At 42.0% G+C, this 16,260-nt stretch carries 15 protein-coding genes; 7 read left to right on the plus strand and 8 right to left on the minus strand.

The window, feature by feature from the left end; translation table 11 throughout:
• Positions 1–17: 17 nt before the first annotated feature.
• The 3 genes from DW173_RS03445 to DW173_RS03455 all read right to left on the minus strand — a co-directional run bounded on the left by DW173_RS03445 (position 18) and on the right by DW173_RS03455 (position 2,483).
• Complete coding sequence (locus DW173_RS03445) at positions 18–1,649, minus strand: M56 family metallopeptidase (protein ID WP_120143733.1); 1,632 nt, start codon at positions 1,647–1,649, stop codon at positions 18–20.
• A gap of 23 nt (positions 1,650–1,672) precedes the next feature.
• On the minus strand, positions 1,673–2,041 hold the full coding sequence (locus DW173_RS03450; RefSeq protein ID WP_004301694.1) for a BlaI/MecI/CopY family transcriptional regulator: 369 nt from the start codon (positions 2,039–2,041) through the stop codon (positions 1,673–1,675).
• A gap of 139 nt (positions 2,042–2,180) precedes the next feature.
• Positions 2,181–2,483 carry a hypothetical protein gene (locus DW173_RS03455; RefSeq protein WP_004301693.1) on the minus strand — a complete coding sequence of 101 codons (303 nt, stop codon included), beginning with the start codon at positions 2,481–2,483 and terminating at the stop codon, positions 2,181–2,183.
• Positions 2,484–2,637: 154 nt separating this feature from the next.
• On the opposite strand from DW173_RS03455, the gene DW173_RS03460 reads away from it, so the two are divergent.
• The 3 genes from DW173_RS03460 to DW173_RS03470 all read left to right on the plus strand — a co-directional run bounded on the left by DW173_RS03460 (position 2,638) and on the right by DW173_RS03470 (position 6,878).
• Entirely contained in the window at positions 2,638–4,848 is a 2,211-nt protein-coding gene (locus tag DW173_RS03460) for a S9 family peptidase (RefSeq protein ID WP_008645487.1), read from the plus strand.
• A complete protein-coding gene (gene lipA / locus DW173_RS03465) occupies positions 4,848–5,696 on the plus strand; it encodes a lipoyl synthase (RefSeq protein WP_009040139.1) in 849 nt (282 codons plus the stop codon). Before DW173_RS03460 ends, lipA begins: the two co-directional genes overlap by 1 nt.
• 63 nt (positions 5,697–5,759) lie before the next feature.
• A complete protein-coding gene (locus DW173_RS03470; RefSeq protein WP_049701970.1) occupies positions 5,760–6,878 on the plus strand; it encodes a hypothetical protein in 1,119 nt (372 codons plus the stop codon).
• On the opposite strand, the gene DW173_RS03475 is transcribed toward DW173_RS03470, so the two are convergent.
• From DW173_RS03475 to DW173_RS03485, 3 genes are all read right to left on the minus strand, one after another.
• Positions 6,844–7,548, minus strand: coding sequence for an SAM-dependent methyltransferase (locus DW173_RS03475; RefSeq protein WP_008645497.1), 705 nt, complete (start codon positions 7,546–7,548; stop codon positions 6,844–6,846). The two genes, DW173_RS03470 and DW173_RS03475, sit on opposite strands and share 35 nt — an antisense overlap.
• Positions 7,549–7,646: 98 nt before the next feature.
• Positions 7,647–8,654 carry a hypothetical protein gene (locus DW173_RS03480; RefSeq protein WP_008020785.1) on the minus strand — a complete coding sequence of 336 codons (1,008 nt, stop codon included), beginning with the start codon at positions 8,652–8,654 and terminating at the stop codon, positions 7,647–7,649.
• Positions 8,655–8,660: 6 nt separating this feature from the next.
• Positions 8,661–9,518 (minus strand): enoyl-ACP reductase, encoded by an 858-nt coding sequence (locus DW173_RS03485; RefSeq protein WP_004301687.1) that lies wholly within the window; start codon positions 9,516–9,518, stop codon positions 8,661–8,663.
• 351 nt (positions 9,519–9,869) lie between these two features.
• Between DW173_RS03485 and DW173_RS03490 the strand changes: the two genes are divergently transcribed.
• The 4 genes from DW173_RS03490 (at position 9,870) to DW173_RS03510 (ending at position 15,511) form a co-directional block, all read left to right on the plus strand.
• Positions 9,870–11,489 (plus strand): glycoside hydrolase family 28 protein, encoded by a 1,620-nt coding sequence (locus DW173_RS03490; RefSeq protein ID WP_117683310.1) that lies wholly within the window; start codon positions 9,870–9,872, stop codon positions 11,487–11,489.
• A 152-nt stretch (positions 11,490–11,641) separates the two neighbouring features.
• Positions 11,642–12,883: a DUF4861 domain-containing protein gene (locus DW173_RS03500; protein WP_008020781.1), complete on the plus strand. Its 1,242-nt coding sequence runs from the start codon at positions 11,642–11,644 to the stop codon at positions 12,881–12,883.
• Positions 12,884–13,038: 155 nt separating this feature from the next.
• Positions 13,039–14,715: a glycoside hydrolase 43 family protein gene (locus DW173_RS03505; RefSeq protein ID WP_120143735.1), complete on the plus strand. Its 1,677-nt coding sequence runs from the start codon at positions 13,039–13,041 to the stop codon at positions 14,713–14,715.
• A gap of 145 nt (positions 14,716–14,860) precedes the next feature.
• Positions 14,861–15,511 carry an HAD family hydrolase gene (locus DW173_RS03510; RefSeq protein WP_120143737.1) on the plus strand — a complete coding sequence of 217 codons (651 nt, stop codon included), beginning with the start codon at positions 14,861–14,863 and terminating at the stop codon, positions 15,509–15,511.
• A gap of 23 nt (positions 15,512–15,534) precedes the next feature.
• On the opposite strand, the gene DW173_RS03515 is transcribed toward DW173_RS03510, so the two are convergent.
• Positions 15,535–15,936, minus strand: a complete 402-nt coding sequence (locus tag DW173_RS03515; protein ID WP_120143739.1) for a HEPN domain-containing protein — start codon at positions 15,934–15,936, stop codon at positions 15,535–15,537.
• A complete protein-coding gene (locus DW173_RS03520; protein ID WP_004301671.1) occupies positions 15,933–16,256 on the minus strand; it encodes a nucleotidyltransferase domain-containing protein in 324 nt (107 codons plus the stop codon). The genes DW173_RS03515 and DW173_RS03520 overlap by 4 nt, the downstream gene beginning before the upstream one ends.
• Positions 16,257–16,260: the final 4 nt, after the last annotated feature.

Genomic DNA, 16,260 nt, shown 5'->3' on the forward strand with positions numbered 1-16,260 from the left:
ACATCTAAAATCTACTGCTATTCTTCAGATGCAGTTACTTTTATTGTTGAAGTCACTGTATCATTAATAGCACGAATAGAAATTTGACGGGCTTGATATTCTTCTTTCACTAATAGATTTACTTCAATCACTCCATTCTTTCCCTTATCACCATAAGCAGCCAATGCAGTCTTATCTTTTAATACAGATATACTCCTAATACGATCAGGAGAAATATTCGCTAAAGGATCATCACCAGTAGCCTCTTTACCATCAATTATAACCAAAGGTTTACCTCCATCAGCAGAACGAAACGTAGCTCCCCAACTCTTTGCCCCACTATTTAATGCATCCAACCTTGTTTTATTAATGCCTTCGATTTCAATCTTTCTCGGCGCAAACTTTTTTTCCGAATATAGTTTTATATCCATCACTCCATCCTTAGCCTTTTCTCCATAAATCTTAATAGCTTTTTCAGGACCTATGACAGACACACTTTCAATACGTTCAGGATTCAAAGCATTTACTACTTCACGATCAGACTCCTTCCCATTAATAATAACCAAAGGTTTTCCTTCGCCGGAAATTCCTTGTACCGAAATAGCCACCTTCTTTTTCCCGGATGTTAAGACAGAATCTTTTTTTTCTGTACGATACCCTACCACTACTACCTTATTCTTGGTAGTATCAATAGGCTCCTTAACAACATTTTCTTCACTCTTTTTTTCCACAATTGCTGCCAAATCATTAACTTTGACTGCAGAAATCTCTTCCACTTTTTCAGAGATTTCAGGACGGGCAAAAGCAGTTACTGCAATAGCTGCCAACGGAAGTACATACAAATACTTCAACCGTGCCCACGGATTCGATTTTTCTTTTAACATCATAGTGATACGTTTTTTAAGTTTACTGTGATTAAAGCTGTTGGCCATAGAGTAGAGCCTTGTGCCAACGGCTTTTTTTATTAATAATAGTTGATATTCTTTCGCGTTTACACCCTCATTAATGACGGTCTCGTCCGCTTCATATTCGTGAACGTTCTGCAACTCCTGTTTCAACAACCATGCACCAGGATTGAACCATTGGAAAAAGATGCAAATATCCGCCACCAATAAATCTACTGAATGACGATGGTGGATATGAGCCATTTCATGAATAAGGATTTCCCTCCCATTTTCCTCCAGGTCTTTCCGGCTGATGACAATATACTTCATCCAACTGAACGGAGCTATCTCCTGATTGTGCACCACAAGTGTAACCCCTTTCTCCAACTTCTCATGTTTGCCGGAATGTATCAACCGGAAGAGACAAATCAAAGAATAGATATTGCGACAGGCAAGAAACAGAATACCCGCCAGATAGACCAACAGAACAATCTGTACCCAAGATATGGCCGACGTCTCCTGCACTGCACCGACATTGGCAGGAGTAACCTCCAACTCTGCCATCAATAGCAATTGTTCAATGGAAAGCACAGCCTGCTGCACTTCAACCTGATGCCGGGTAGTTACTTCGATACAAGGAATGAGTAATGAAAAGAACAACACTCCCAATAAAGCCATACGATTGAAACGATGAAAGGTTTCCTTGCTAAGTAATAACCGGAAAAACAGGTAAAACAGAACAAGACAAACAGATGATTTTAATATATAAATGAAGAAAACTCCCATAGCATAGATTTTCGTTTAATAGATTAGTGTTTTTTGTCAGCCTGTTCCACTTCCTCGATGAGCTGTTTCAATTCATCCAAGGAAATATCTTCCTCCTTAACCAAAGAAGAAACGGCATTTAGGTAAGAATTATTAAAATACTTACTAATCACATTCCGCAGCGTTCCTTTACGAAAATCTTCTTCACTGACTACGGGATAATATTGATAGGTATTTCCGAAAGTATAATGAGCTAGAAAACCTTTTTCTTCCAACCCACGCACAATCGTAGATAGTGTATTGAAATGTGGCTTGGGATCTTCATAGAAAGCCAACATTTCCTTCACGAACAAGGGACCTTTTTCCCAGAAAAAGCCCATGATTTCTTCTTCTTTTGCTGTTAATCCTTTCATATCTGCAACTTTGTTTGCTGCAAATAACGAAAAGTTTTAGTTCATAAACTAATTTATCTAGTTAAAGTAAACTAAAAGATATAGTTAAGACGAATAATCTACTATTAAACACCTGTGAAACAGATTTATTACATCTCTTTTAGCTCCACAGTTTATTGACAATAAAGTTGCCGATAAAGAACAAGTCGCCCATAAAAATAATGCTGAATACCAGAAAAGTGAAACAAGTACTCCACCGGGCTCCTCCCTCCTCTTCGCCACGTTTGATACGAAGCAGGGAACTATGTAAACAATCACCTGCTATGAACAATACAAACAAACTCGGTATCAAGTCACCCCATGACACCAACCACAGATTATCACCCTTTCCCATCAGGAACGTCAATGCCACGGCCAATAAGAAGACAGAAGCATATTGCAAGTCTTTTCTTTTTGAATTCATAGTGGTAATGTTTAAAGTCCTTTTCACAAAGATATTGAATCTCACCCAATAATCCTTATCAAATCTATATAAAAATCGGTCAGGCTTTGTTGAATCTAAGTTTATTGTTACTTTTGCAAGTACGAATTAAAACCAAAACCGATTATAAACGCAGATGAAAAAGATCAGCATCACTTTATTACTCTGCCTTCTCTGTCTGACCGGAATGGCACAAGGACAAAAGGCACTCGATTTAAAAGATATTACTTCCGGACGTTTCCGCCCGGAAAATATTCAGGGAGTAATCCCTATGCCTGATGGCGAACACTACACACAGATGAACGCTGACGGCACGCAAATCATTAAATACTCTTTCAAGACAGGCGAGAAAGTAGAAGTGATTTTCGATGTAAATACCACACGTGAATGTGACTTCAAGAACTTCGACAGTTACCAATTCTCGCCCGACGGTCAGAAATTGCTGATTGCTACTAAAACAACACCTATTTACAGGCATTCATACACAGCTGTACATTACATTTACCCTTTGAAACGAAATGATAAGGGCGTTACGACAAACAACATTATTGAACGGCTGTCTGACGGTGGACCTCAACAGGTCCCCGTCTTTTCTCCGGACGGTACCATGATTGCATTTGTACGCAACAATAACATATTTCTTGTTAAGTTGCTTTACGGCAACAGCGAAAGCCAGGTCACAGAAGATGGCAAACAGAATTCGGTAATCAACGGTATTCCTGACTGGGTGTATGAAGAAGAGTTCGGCTTCGACCGTGCTTTGGAATTCAGCGCCGACAATACGCTGATTGCTTTTATCCGTTTCGACGAGTCGGAAGTTCCCTCCTACTCTTTCCCGGTATTTGCCGGACAAGCACCCCGCATTGATGCTTTAAAAGATTATCCGGGCGAATATACATACAAGTATCCGAAAGCCGGATATCCGAATTCGAAAGTAGAGGTACGCACGTATGACATCAAATCACATGTCACCCGTACAATGAAACTCCCATTGGATGCAGACGGATACATTCCGCGTATACGCTTCACAAAGGATGCCAATAAACTGGCTATCATGACATTGAACCGCCATCAAGACCGTTTTGATCTTTACTTTGCCGATCCTCGTTCCACACTTTGCAAACTTATACTTCGTGATGAGTCTCCTTATTACATAAAGGAGAATATTTTCGATAATATCCAGTTCTATCCGGAATATTTCAGTCTACTTAGCGAACGTGACGGTTACAGTCACCTCTATTGGTATAGCATGGGGGGTAATCTGATTAAAAAAGTTACTAACGGTAAGTTTGAGGTGAAAGATTTTCTGGGATATGATGAAGAAGACGGTTCTTTCTATTACACCAGCAATGAAGAAAGCCCTCTGCGCAAAGCTGTCTATAAAATAGACAAGAAAGGCAAGAAGCTCAAACTATCCCAACAGGTAGGAACCAATACACCGCTCTTCAGTAAATCAATGAAGTATTACATGAACAAGTTCTCCAACTTGAATACTCCGATGCTGGTTACACTGAATGATAATTCGGGCAAAACACTCAAAACGCTTATTACCAATGACGGATTGAAACAAACATTGTCCGGATATGCTGTGCCACAAAAAGAGTTCTTCACTTTCCAAACCACAGATGGCGTGAAGTTGAACGGCTGGATGATGAAACCGGTTAATTTTTCCGCATCTAAAAAATATCCGGTACTGATGTATCAATATAGCGGTCCGGGCTCTCAACAGGTATTGGATACCTGGGGAATCAGTTGGGAGACATACATGGCAAGCCTTGGTTATATCGTGGTATGCGTGGACGGTCGCGGCACAGGAGGTCGTGGAGAAGCTTTCGAGAAATGCACTTATCTGAAAATCGGAGTCAAAGAAGCCAAAGATCAGGTAGAGACTGCCTTGTATCTCGGCAAACAGCCATACGTGGATAAAGATCGCATCGGTATCTGGGGCTGGAGCTACGGCGGATACATGACTCTCATGAGTATGAGCGAAGGAACTCCCGTATTCAAAGCAGGAGTAGCAGTGGCTGCACCCACCGACTGGCGTTTCTATGATACGATTTACACCGAACGCTTCATGCGTACTCCGAAAGAGAACGCGGAAGGATATAAGGAATCATCAGCCTTCACCCGTGCTGACAAACTACATGGAAACTTGTTGTTGGTGCATGGCATGGCAGACGATAATGTGCACTTCCAAAATTGTGCGGAATATGCCGAACAGTTGGTTCAGCTTGGAAAACAATTTGATATGCAAGTGTATACAAACCGCAATCATGGAATATATGGTGGCAATACCCGCCAACATCTATACACACGGTTGACCAACTTTTTCTTGAACAATTTATAATGACGGACAGAGTACGTAAGCCCGAATGGCTGAAAATTAATATCGGTGCCAACGAACGATACACCGAAACCAAACGGATTGTCGACTCCCACTGCTTGCATACTATATGCAGCAGTGGGCGTTGCCCTAATATGGGGGAATGCTGGGGAAAAGGAACTGCCACCTTTATGATCGGTGGTGACATCTGTACGCGCAGTTGCAAATTCTGCAACACACAAACCGGCCGCCCGCACCCGCTAGACATAAACGAACCTACCCATGTAGCAGAATCCATCGCACTGATGAAACTGGATCATGCTGTCATCACATCCGTAGACCGGGATGATCTACCGGATTTGGGAGCAGCACATTGGGCACGTACCATCCGGGAAATAAAACGGCTGAATCCACAAACAACAATCGAAGTGCTCATTCCTGATTTTCAAGGCAGGATGGAGTTGTTAGATTTGGTAATCGAAGCCCGCCCCGACATTATTTCACACAATATGGAAACCGTACGCCGCATTAGTCCGCTAGTGCGCAGCGCGGCAAATTATGATACAAGTTTGCAAGTTATCAGACACATTTCCGGAAAGGGAGTTAAATCTAAAAGCGGCATTATGGTCGGACTGGGTGAGACCCCGGAGGAAGTCGAAACATTGATGGATGATCTGTTAGCAACCGGTTGCCAGATTCTTACCATAGGCCAATACCTTCAACCGACTCACCGGCATTATCCCGTTGCGGCATATATCACTCCGCAGCAATTTGCAGAATATAAAACTGTAGGTTTAGAGAAAGGATTCAACATCGTAGAAAGCGCTCCCCTTGTTCGTTCCTCCTACCATGCAGAGAAACATATTCGTTAGTAAACAAAACACATACCCTATTTGTTTTATAGATAGAACCGACAAATAAACATAAATATAGAGATGGCTCATAAAGGAATACTTTCTTCCGCATTTAACATGTCGCTGGGTTTTATCCCCGTTATTATTTCCATTTTATTGTGTGAACTTATAACGCAAGACACGGCTATTTACATCGGTACAGGCATAGGTATTATAGGTATATACCTTTCTTATCGACGTAAAGGATTGTTGATTCCTAATTTTATCCTCTATATAGCGACCGGAGTGTTAGCACTATTATCCGTAGCAGCTCTCATTCCTGGTGATTATGTTCCCCCCGGTGCGCTTCCACTTACGCTGGAAGTCAGTATTCTCATTCCGATGCTAAGTCTTTATATGCATAAGAAAAGGTTTATCAACCACTTCTTAAAACAGATAGGTTCTTGCAACAAACGTTTATATGCGCAGGGAGCAGAGGCAGCCGTTGTATCTGCCCGCATTGCCTTGATTTTCGGAATACTGCATTTTATTATAATCAGCATCACCGTCATTTTCCAAAACCCACTAAGTAAGACAAGTCTGTTTGTACTCTATAAAGTGTTACCTCCTACTGTCTTTCTGATGAGTATCCTGTTCAATCAGATCGCCATCCGTTTCTTCAATCATTTAATGTCACACACGGAATATGTTCCTATTGTAAATACCAAAGGAGACGTGATCGGAAAAACACCTGCAATAGAAGCTGTTAATTACAAAAACGCATACATCAATCCGGTGATAAGAATTGCCATATCCACTCACGGAATGTTATTCCTTTGCGACAGGCCATCAACAGCCATTCTGGATAGAGGGAAAGTAGATATTCCCATGGAATGTTATCTTCGCTACGGAGAATCTCTGGAAGCAGGCGCCACTCGTTTAATCAACAATGCTTTTCCTCATGAAAAAGGTATCAAACCTGAATTCAACATCGTTTATCACTTCGAGAATGAAGTGACCAACCGTCTTATCTATCTATTCATTGTCGATATCAAAGACGATTCCATCCTTTGTACCCCCCGCTTTAAAAACAGTAAGCTGTGGAGTTTCAAACAGATAGAGGAGAACTTAGGAAAGGGCTTCTTCAGCAGTTGCTTCGAAGATGAATATGAACACCTGAAAGGCGTTATTTATATAAGAGAAAAATACAGGGAATCTTAGATAAATCGGGCACGTGTCCTTTCCAGTCCTTCACTGTACGCGTCTGTATATACTCTCCTTCACAAGTAATATTGGCAGCGATACAGAGCTTTGTTTGAGGACGGCAATTCAACAAAATATCTTCTACCATCTTATGATTCCGGTAAGGCGTCTCTATGAAAAGTTGCGTCTGATTTTCAGCATACACACGCTGCTCCAGTGCTTTTAGTTTCTTGGCACGTTCTCCCGGTTCAATCGGCAAATAACCGTGAAACGCAAAACTCTGCCCGTTAAAGCCGGAAGCCATCACGGAAAGGATAATGGAAGAAGGTCCGACCAAAGGAACCACTTTCAGCTTTTTACGTTGTGCGATAGCAACCACATCCGCTCCCGGGTCAGCTACTGCCGGACAACCTGCTTCGGAGATAACCCCCATTGAAGCTCCACCCACCAAAGGTTGCAGATAACCGGAAATATCATCAGGAGAAGTATGCTTGTTCAACGGGTAAAATGTCAATGCATCAATATCAATCTCCCGGTCCACCTTTTTCAGGAAACGCCGGGCAGAACGAACATCTTCGACTATAAAATACCGGATACCAGAAATGATCTCCTTATTATAAGAAGGCAATACCTTTTCAATAGACGTATCACCTAACGTCACGGGCAACAAATAGAGGGCAGTTTCCACTTTTTAAATTGAGAATTGAGAATTAAGACTATACTTTAATGTTAAAAATCAAATAAGGTTTTGAGCGAAGCTAATTAAAAATTGAAAAACGCAACAGTTTAGGAAGCCAGATAGTTGGATTCACTTAACATCACATGATAATCAGTAAATTCCAGGAGATCTTTCAGTTTCATGTCCTTATGCTTTTTCATATAAGAGGCGATGATTCTTGCTCCCATCCATGTTCCGATCAATGCCGGAGCTTGAGCACCCAACATATCGACAGCAGGAGCAGGCTTCATATAATAGCGGATCACCATCGGGTCTCGTGCATGCAGATGATCGTTGGTACAGATATAATTCCATATCTCCTTTTCATTCTCCTTACACCAGTCGTTTTCCTCCTTGGAATATCCCATCGCTTCGCCGATATCACTATATCCTAATAAGTTTTGCACGACGTAGTTGATTTTTCCGGAGTGCATCATCAAGTCAATCAAACAAGTACCCTCATGATAGTTCATTCCGTAACGGCTCAAAAGATAAAAAGCAAAACAATCCGGCACAATCCGTTCCGGACGCATCGAGCGACATTGATAATCGTAATAGAAACGCTTATAAAGAGGATAATCTTCCCCCATATATTTATCAAGACTGATCCCTAATAAAGAATCCACCAAAATTATAGATTCGTTGAAGGCAGACACTTGCGAATAGATAAACGGCACTTTTGTATCAGGCACTTCCTTCTTCAGTTTCCGGAATCCTTTGTTTAGTCCTTTTTCCACCTCATCCAGATTAGGGTACTTTGCTTCTACGTCGCTAAGCAAACGGACTAAAGTCGTATCCGAATAGAATTTCTGCAGACGTTGCGAAATGGTATCATCTTTCACCGTACCGATAGACAATACATCCTCAATCAGGATTTTCGTCGGCATACGGTAGTCCATCGTCAACTTCTGCATAGCAGAAAAGCTGTTGGAGCGAACGTATTCGCTCAACAGCTTATCATATCTTAGAACAGAAATCTCCTCTTCCTTCTGCTCCGTACCCTTTCCCGTGCTTATCCCGCAGGAGGCGAAAAGCATACTAATTAAAATAATAAGAAGAGAGATCCGTAGTTTCATAATCTTTTATCCGTAAATGATGTTACCATTTTCGTCCATATACTCATCGAGTCCTTTCTCATAAGTAGCCATGGCACGAAGACTCATACCTACGCTGGAGAATCCACCGTCATGGAATAAGTTCTGCATAGTCACCTTACGGGTAAGATCGGAGAACATCACGATGCAATAATCGGCACATTCGTCAGCCGTAGCGTTTCCGAGCGGAGACATACGGTTGGAGAAATCAAACAGTTTATCCATACCCTTCACGCCCGAACCGGCAGTAGTAAATGTAGGAGACTGCGAGATAGTGTTCACACGTACGCTATGTTCGCGTCCGTAGATGTAACCAAAGCTACGTGCAATAGATTCCAGCAATGCCTTAGCATCTGCCATATCATTGTAGCCGTAGAAAGTACGCTGTGCGGCCACGTAGCTCAAAGCAACGATAGAACCGTAATCAGCAATAGCGTTCAATTTCTTGGCCGACTGAATCATTTTGTGGAATGAAACAGCTGAAATATCCAATGTCTTATCCAACATTCCATAGTCAAGGTCATCGTAAGTACGTTTCTTGCGCACGTTGGGAGACATACCGATAGAGTGGAGTACAAAATCAATTTGTCCACCCAGTATATCCATGGAGGTCTTGAATACATTTTGCAAATCTTCTACGCTGGTGGCATCTGCCGGAATAACCTGGCAATTTAATTTCTGGGCCAAAGCGTCGACTTCTCCCATACGGATAGCCATCGGAGTATTTGATAATGTAATAGTTGCACCTTCTTCTACGGCACGCTCTGCTACTTTCCAGGCAATAGACTGATCGTTCAAAGCACCGAAGATAATACCTCTTTTTCCTTTCAACAAGTTATAACTCATATCTTTTAATAGTTAAATTTTGTGCAAAGATAGGAACTTTCTGCATAAAAACACGAGAAGTGTGCAAATAATAGACAGAAATGACAAAAAATACACGTATTCTATCAATTAGTCCACATCCTCTTGGGGTTTGCCACCTATCTTTGCAATCGATAATTAAGAGGTTTTTTCATAATATTTATTTAAGGTTAGAATTAGGTTAACATGAATTTGTCTTATTCCTCTCCTGCAGGCTGCCTGCGACAGATCGCCTGCGGAAGGACATAAGAATTATGAAATCGCCCTCATTAATCATCACCCAACTACCAAGAAAAACAATAGATGTATAACCCTATAGAAATAAGTTACTAAATGAACACATTGACAAAAAGACTCTTCTGGATGGCCATATCCTGTTTACCGTTTATCTCATCAGGATGTAAACAAAGCGAGACTGCCGTAAAAGAAAGCTCCATCAGTGACGCTCTCTACCAGAATCTACCTTTTGAAATGCCCAAAGTACAGCAACCGGTTTTTCCTGCTTACGAGGTAAACATTGAGAAATTCGGAGCCAAAGGCGATGGTCTGTTTCTGAATACCAAAGCAATCAACGATGCTATTAAAGAGGTGAATCAACGCGGAGGGGGTAAAGTGATTATCCCGGAAGGCATCTGGTTGACAGGACCTATCGAACTGTTGAGTAACGTGAATTTATATACGGAACAGAATGCATTGGTGCTCTTCACCGGTGATTTTGAGGCATATCCTATCATTGCCACTTCTTTTGAAGGATTGGAAACCCGTCGTTGCCAATCGCCTATTTCCGCACGCAACGCAGAGAACATCGCTATCACAGGATACGGCACATTTGACGGAAACGGCGACTGCTGGCGTCCGGTAAAAAAAGGCAAACTGACTGCTTCACAATGGAAAAAGCTGGTAAACTCGGGAGGTGTTCTTGATGAAAAACAAGAGATATGGTACCCCACAGCCGGTTCACTGAAAGGGGCAATGGCTTGTAAAGATTTCAATGTACCCGAAGGTATCAATACAGACGAAGAATGGGCTGAAATCCGTCCGTGGTTGCGCCCGGTGTTGTTAAGCATCGTCAAAAGCAAGAAAGTACTATTGGAAGGTGTTACTTTCAAAAACTCACCAAGCTGGTGTCTGCACCCCTTGTCCTGCGAAGATTTTACAGTTAACAATATCATGGTCATCAATCCGTGGTATTCCCAGAATGGCGATGCCATCGACCTGGAATCTTGCAAGAACGCGCTCATTATTAATAGTGTATTCGATGCGGGAGATGATGCTATCTGTATCAAATCCGGTAAAGATGAAGACGGCCGCCGTCGCGGTGAACCTTGCCAGAATGTTATCGTTAAAAATAATACGGTACTGCACGGACACGGTGGATTCGTAGTAGGCAGTGAAATGTCGGGTGGTGTGAAGAACATCTATGTAGAAGACTGCACATTTATGGGCACAGACGTAGGTTTGCGCTTCAAGAGCACTCGCGGACGTGGCGGTGTGGTAGAAAACATCTACATTAATAATATCAACATGATTAATATTCCGAACGAACCGTTGTTGTTCGACCTGTTCTACGGTGGAAAAGGTGCCGGCGAAGAATCGGAAGAGGATTTGCTGAACCGCATGAAGACAAGTATTCCTCCGGTAACGGAAGAAACACCCGCTTTCCGCAATATTCATATCTCTAATATTGTTTGCAGAGGTTCGGGACGTGCCATGTTCTTCAATGGTTTGCCGGAAATGCCGATCAGCAATATTACCGTTAAGAATGTCGTGATGACAGAAGCTACGGATGGCGTTGTTATCAGCCAAGTTGACGGAGTTACTTTGGAGAATGTATATGTAGAGTCTTCTAAAGGCAACAATATATTAAACGTCAAAAATGCTAAGAATCTGACCGTAGACGGAAAGGTTTATGAAGAATTGGGAGCGAAAGAAGAAATTTTAAGCCTCAAATAAAGTTCATTGCAAAAAGAAAACCACAATATCATTATATAGAGTAAAAAGCTCAAATAGCAGACTATAATCTTTTCAAAAGATAGACAGTCTGCTATTTTTTCTGTTACTTTTGCAAGGAGAAATACGACGTATAATTTCAGCCTTAGAAAATCATGAAGAAGAATCTTTTTATTTTTACTTTCCTTTTAGGAGTTTTCAGTCTGTCTGCCCAGGCGCAGAAACAGGAGAAAACCATCACAGTTGAAGTACAAAACAACTGGAATCAGGCCAAAGCGGATGCTCCAGTTGTTATCAACCTGCATGAGTTGCACGCCGGCTTCAAAGTTAAATCCGCTGTTGTCATGGAAGGAACAAAGGAAATACCTTCACAGCTGGACGATTTGAACAGAGACCGCAAGATGGACGAACTGGCCTTTGTGACCGACCTCCCTGCTCACGGTAGAAAAACATTCCAGGTTACACTCTCTTCGGAGAAAAGTGCAAAGACTTATCCGGAAAGGGTTTATGCCGATATGTTTATAGTAGACAACCGGAAAGGCAAACATCAACGGGTGCAGGCTATCACCGTTCCCGGCACCAGCAATATATACAGCATGGTACGTCCGCACGGTCCGGTTCTGGAATCGGAACTAGTGGGCTATCGTCTTTATTTCAATGAGAAACAGACACCGGATATTTACGGCAAGTTCAACAAAGGACTGGAGATTAAAGAATCGCAATTCTACCCGACGGATGAACAATTAGCTAAAGGATTCGGAGATGACGTACTTCGTGTGTTCGACAGCTGCGGACCGGGCGCATTGAAAGGTTGGGACGGACAAAAAGCAACGCATATCACTCCAGTGGACACTCGCACAGAACGTATCATCTCTTATGGACCGGTGCGGGTGATTGCAGAAATTGAAGTGACCGGATGGAAATATCAGGATCAGGAACTGGATATGATGACACGCTACACGCTTTATGCCGGACATCGCGATCTTCATATCGAAACATTCTTTGACGAACCACTCAATAAAGAAGTTTTCTGCACAGGTGTGCAAGACATCGTAGGTACTTCCAAATCTTTCTCCGATCATAAAGGGCTCGTAGGAAGTTGGGGAACAGACTGGCCGGTCAACGACACCGTGAAATATGCCAAAGAAACTGTAGGACTGGGCACTTGTATCCCTCAACGTTATGTGAAATCGGAAGAAAAGGATAAAGCCAATTTCCTTTATACCATTACCGCTCCGGGAAATAAATATTTCCAGTATCACACTACTTTCACCTCGATGAAAGAGACATTCGGATATAAAACACCGGAAGCATGGTTTGCTCATCTCCGCGAATGGAAAGAAGAGCTGGCTCATCCGGTGACAGTGAAAATAAAAGATAACCGCACCAATAAATAGGATAGAAACAAATACAACTAAACAAAAATTACGAGGTTTCTACCAATTTTTCTATGACTCTGCACAAATATTCCTCCTTGTGCAGAGTCTTTTTATTTACCTTTGCCATCAGATAAAACCAACGAATCATATCTATAAAATAATCTATCTATAACATGAAACGATTGACACAGACTTTAGCCTTTTGCTTATTAACGGTTTTCACCGCAGTAGCACAGAAGAACTATGTATCTGAAGTATGGGTTTCCGACCTCGGAAACGGTAAATACAAAAATCCGGTACTTTATGCCGACTACTCCGATCCGGACGCTTGTCGCGTAGGGGATGATTTCTATATGACTTCATCCAGTTTCAACTGCTTGCCGGGATTGCAAATCCTTCATTCCAAAGATTTAGTCAACTGGACAATCATCGGTGCTGCAGTTCCCAATGCCCTCCCTCCTATCGAAACTCCGGAACGACCGGAACACGGTAATCGTGTCTGGGCTCCGGCTATCCGTCATCACAACGGTGAGTTCTATATCTTTTGGGGAGATCCCGACCAGGGAGCTTTTATGGTGAAAGCCAAAGATCCGAAAGGTCCGTGGAGCGAACCGGTCTTGGTGAAAGCGGGAAAAGGCATCATTGACACTTGTCCGTTTTGGGATGAAGACGGAAAAGTATATATGGTACACGCATACGCAGGAAGCCGTGCCGGACTGAAAAGTGTAATCACTATCTGCGAACTGAATGCGGAAGCAAATGCAGCGATCACTCCTTCTCGTATTATCTTCGACGGTCACGAAGCACATCAAACTTGCGAAGGTCCTAAAATGTATAAGAGAAACGACTATTATTATATCTTCCATCCGGCCGGCGGGGTACCGACAGGCTGGCAGGTCGTACTACGTTCTAAAAACATCTACGGTCCTTACGAATGGAAAACAGTACTCGCGCAAGGTAACTCTCCGATCAACGGTCCTCACCAGGGTGCATGGGTGGATACTCCTACCGGAGAAGACTGGTTCCTCCACTTTCAGGATGTCGGCGCTTACGGACGTATCATGCATCTCCAACCGATGAAGTGGGTGAACGACTGGCCTGTGATCGGTATCGATAAAGACGGCGACGGCTGTGGCGAACCTGTCTTGACTTACAAGAAGCCGAATGTAGGTCAGACATATCCTATCTGCACTCCGCAGGAAAGTGACGAGTTCGACGGATATACACTTTCTCCACAATGGCAATGGCATGCTAACATCAATGAGAAATGGGCCTATTACGCAGGCGACAAGAGTTATGTGAGGTTATATTCTTATCCAGTTTTAAAAGAATATAAGAATTTGTGGGATGTAGCCAACCTGCTCTTGCAGAAAACTCCTTCTGATAATTTCACCACAACAATGAAACTTACGTTCAGCCCTAATCCTAAACTTAAAGGTGAACGCACCGGACTTGTTGTTATGGGCAGAGATTATGCCGGAATCATTCTGGAAAATACAGATAAAGGTTTGATCTTATCTCAAGTTGAATGTAAAAGAGCGGATAAAGGAAAACCGGAACAGGCAAATGCTTCTGTTAATCTTTCTCAAAATACGGTTTACCTGAAAGTTCGTTTCAGTTGTGATGGCAAGAAAATCAAGGGTAGCGAAGGCGGACATGACCTCATTGTGATGTGCAACTTCAGCTATAGCCTCGACGGAAAGAAGTATCATCCACTAGGCAATCCTTTCCAGGCAAGAGAAGGACAATGGATCGGCGCTAAGGTCGGTATGTTCTGCACACGTCCTGCCATCGTTACTAACGACGGAGGATGGGCAGATGTAGACTGGTTCCGTATTACCAAGAAATAAGCAGCTTTATTCTGAACAAGCATAGTCAACAGTTGTGCCAACGTCTTGGCACAACTGTTTCATTTTATAGACATCTAATCCATTTTTTATTTCTACCTTTGCATCTAAAAGATAGTCTATATAGGATAAACAATAAACCAAAACAATGAAGAAACTAGTTATATTCGATCTGGATGGAACATTGCTAAATACCATCGCCGACCTTGCCCATAGTACGAACTACGCTTTAAACAAATTAGGATACCCCACTCATGAAATAGAAAAATACAACTTCATGGTAGGCAATGGTATCAATAAACTTTTCGAGCGTGCATTGCCTGAAGGAGAAAAGACGGAAGAAAATGTACTCCGTGTTCGTAACGAGTTTGTTCCCTATTATGATATTCACAATGCAGACGATAGTCGTCCCTATCCGGGTATTTCATCGTTATTGTCTTATCTGCGATCCGCAGGTATTCAGATTGCCGTAGCTTCCAACAAATATCAAGCTGCTACCGAAAAGCTGGTTGCCCACTACTTTCCGGAAATTCATTTCACTGCCGTTTTCGGCCAACGGGAAGGAGTCAATGTCAAGCCTGATCCAACAATCGTTTTTGATATATTAAAACTTGCCAATGTACAAAAAGAAGATATTCTTTATGTAGGTGATTCCGGTGTAGATATGCAAACAGCAGCCAATGCCGGTGTAACTGCTTGCGGAGTGACATGGGGATTCCGACCACGTACGGAACTGGAAGAATTTAATCCTGCATATATGGCAGATGCGGCCGAAAAAATAAAAAAAATGGTCTTTTAACGATGATATCCTTACAAGAATAGTTATGATTCGGCAAGTAAAACTTCAATAGTCTCAATAAGTTCTCTTGCCGGAGCTTTTATCGTACTGATTTCATTCTCCGATATTGAATAAATGCAATTATAATCCCCTTTTTGCCGTAATTGTTCCATACGCGCCAAAAAACTTCCCAAACGTGCACTAATTTTGCCTGTTTTTATAAAATTCAAGCCAAAGCAAGCTATCAACCCATCATGGGTTTTACATGATAATCCATTTTGTATTAATAAAGCCTGAACAGCATGAAAACAGGCATAATAATATCTATTGGAAGCAATATCCCAATACTTCATATCAAACATCTCATCTGCTTGTTTCAAAAATACTTTAGCTTTCTCCAACTGTAATATCACCAAAGAATTACGTTCTTCATCTGTCAATTTCATACTAATTCAATTCCTTCCTGCTCTACATTTTTATAAAATGGTGTAATACAACTTGCAGCCCATTCTTTCATCGTATACATAATCGGATTAATTCGCGCTCCCAAGTCCCATCCCAACATAGTTAAGGGAAAGCTTACCTTATCATAATCTTCAGGCTCCAATTTTTCTTTATCCAAGATAATCAAAATATCCCAATCAGAATCAATCCGTGCATCCCCACGAGCTTGAGAACCAAACAACAAAGCCTTGCCACCTTTTGGTAAATGCTCTGTCAATGCCTGCTTAATAGACTCTAATATTTTATTTGTATGACTTTTCATATTC

It is taken from the genome of Bacteroides sp. AM16-13 (assembly GCF_003602705.1).
Lineage (GTDB): Bacteria > Bacteroidota > Bacteroidia > Bacteroidales > Bacteroidaceae > Bacteroides > Bacteroides xylanisolvens.

What these genes read in the sequence shown, in the direction of transcription:
- DW173_RS03445 (WP_120143733.1), bottom strand. Translation starts at nt 1,649, where the DNA reads ATGGGAGTTTTCTTCATTTATATATTAAAATCATCTGTTTGTCTTGTT.
- DW173_RS03450 (WP_004301694.1), bottom strand. Translation starts at nt 2,041, where the DNA reads ATGAAAGGATTAACAGCAAAAGAAGAAGAAATCATGGGCTTTTTCTGG.
- DW173_RS03455 (WP_004301693.1), bottom strand. Translation starts at nt 2,483, where the DNA reads ATGAATTCAAAAAGAAAAGACTTGCAATATGCTTCTGTCTTCTTATTG.
- DW173_RS03460 (WP_008645487.1), top strand. Translation starts at nt 2,638, where the DNA reads ATGAAAAAGATCAGCATCACTTTATTACTCTGCCTTCTCTGTCTGACC.
- lipA (WP_009040139.1), top strand. Translation starts at nt 4,848, where the DNA reads ATGACGGACAGAGTACGTAAGCCCGAATGGCTGAAAATTAATATCGGT.
- DW173_RS03470 (WP_049701970.1), top strand. Translation starts at nt 5,760, where the DNA reads ATGGCTCATAAAGGAATACTTTCTTCCGCATTTAACATGTCGCTGGGT.
- DW173_RS03480 (WP_008020785.1), bottom strand. Translation starts at nt 8,654, where the DNA reads ATGAAACTACGGATCTCTCTTCTTATTATTTTAATTAGTATGCTTTTC.
- DW173_RS03485 (WP_004301687.1), bottom strand. Translation starts at nt 9,518, where the DNA reads ATGAGTTATAACTTGTTGAAAGGAAAAAGAGGTATTATCTTCGGTGCT.
- DW173_RS03490 (WP_117683310.1), top strand. Translation starts at nt 9,870, where the DNA reads ATGAACACATTGACAAAAAGACTCTTCTGGATGGCCATATCCTGTTTA.
- DW173_RS03500 (WP_008020781.1), top strand. Translation starts at nt 11,642, where the DNA reads ATGAAGAAGAATCTTTTTATTTTTACTTTCCTTTTAGGAGTTTTCAGT.
- DW173_RS03505 (WP_120143735.1), top strand. Translation starts at nt 13,039, where the DNA reads ATGAAACGATTGACACAGACTTTAGCCTTTTGCTTATTAACGGTTTTC.
- DW173_RS03510 (WP_120143737.1), top strand. Translation starts at nt 14,861, where the DNA reads ATGAAGAAACTAGTTATATTCGATCTGGATGGAACATTGCTAAATACC.
- DW173_RS03515 (WP_120143739.1), bottom strand. Translation starts at nt 15,936, where the DNA reads ATGAAATTGACAGATGAAGAACGTAATTCTTTGGTGATATTACAGTTG.
- DW173_RS03520 (WP_004301671.1), bottom strand. Translation starts at nt 16,256, where the DNA reads ATGAAAAGTCATACAAATAAAATATTAGAGTCTATTAAGCAGGCATTG.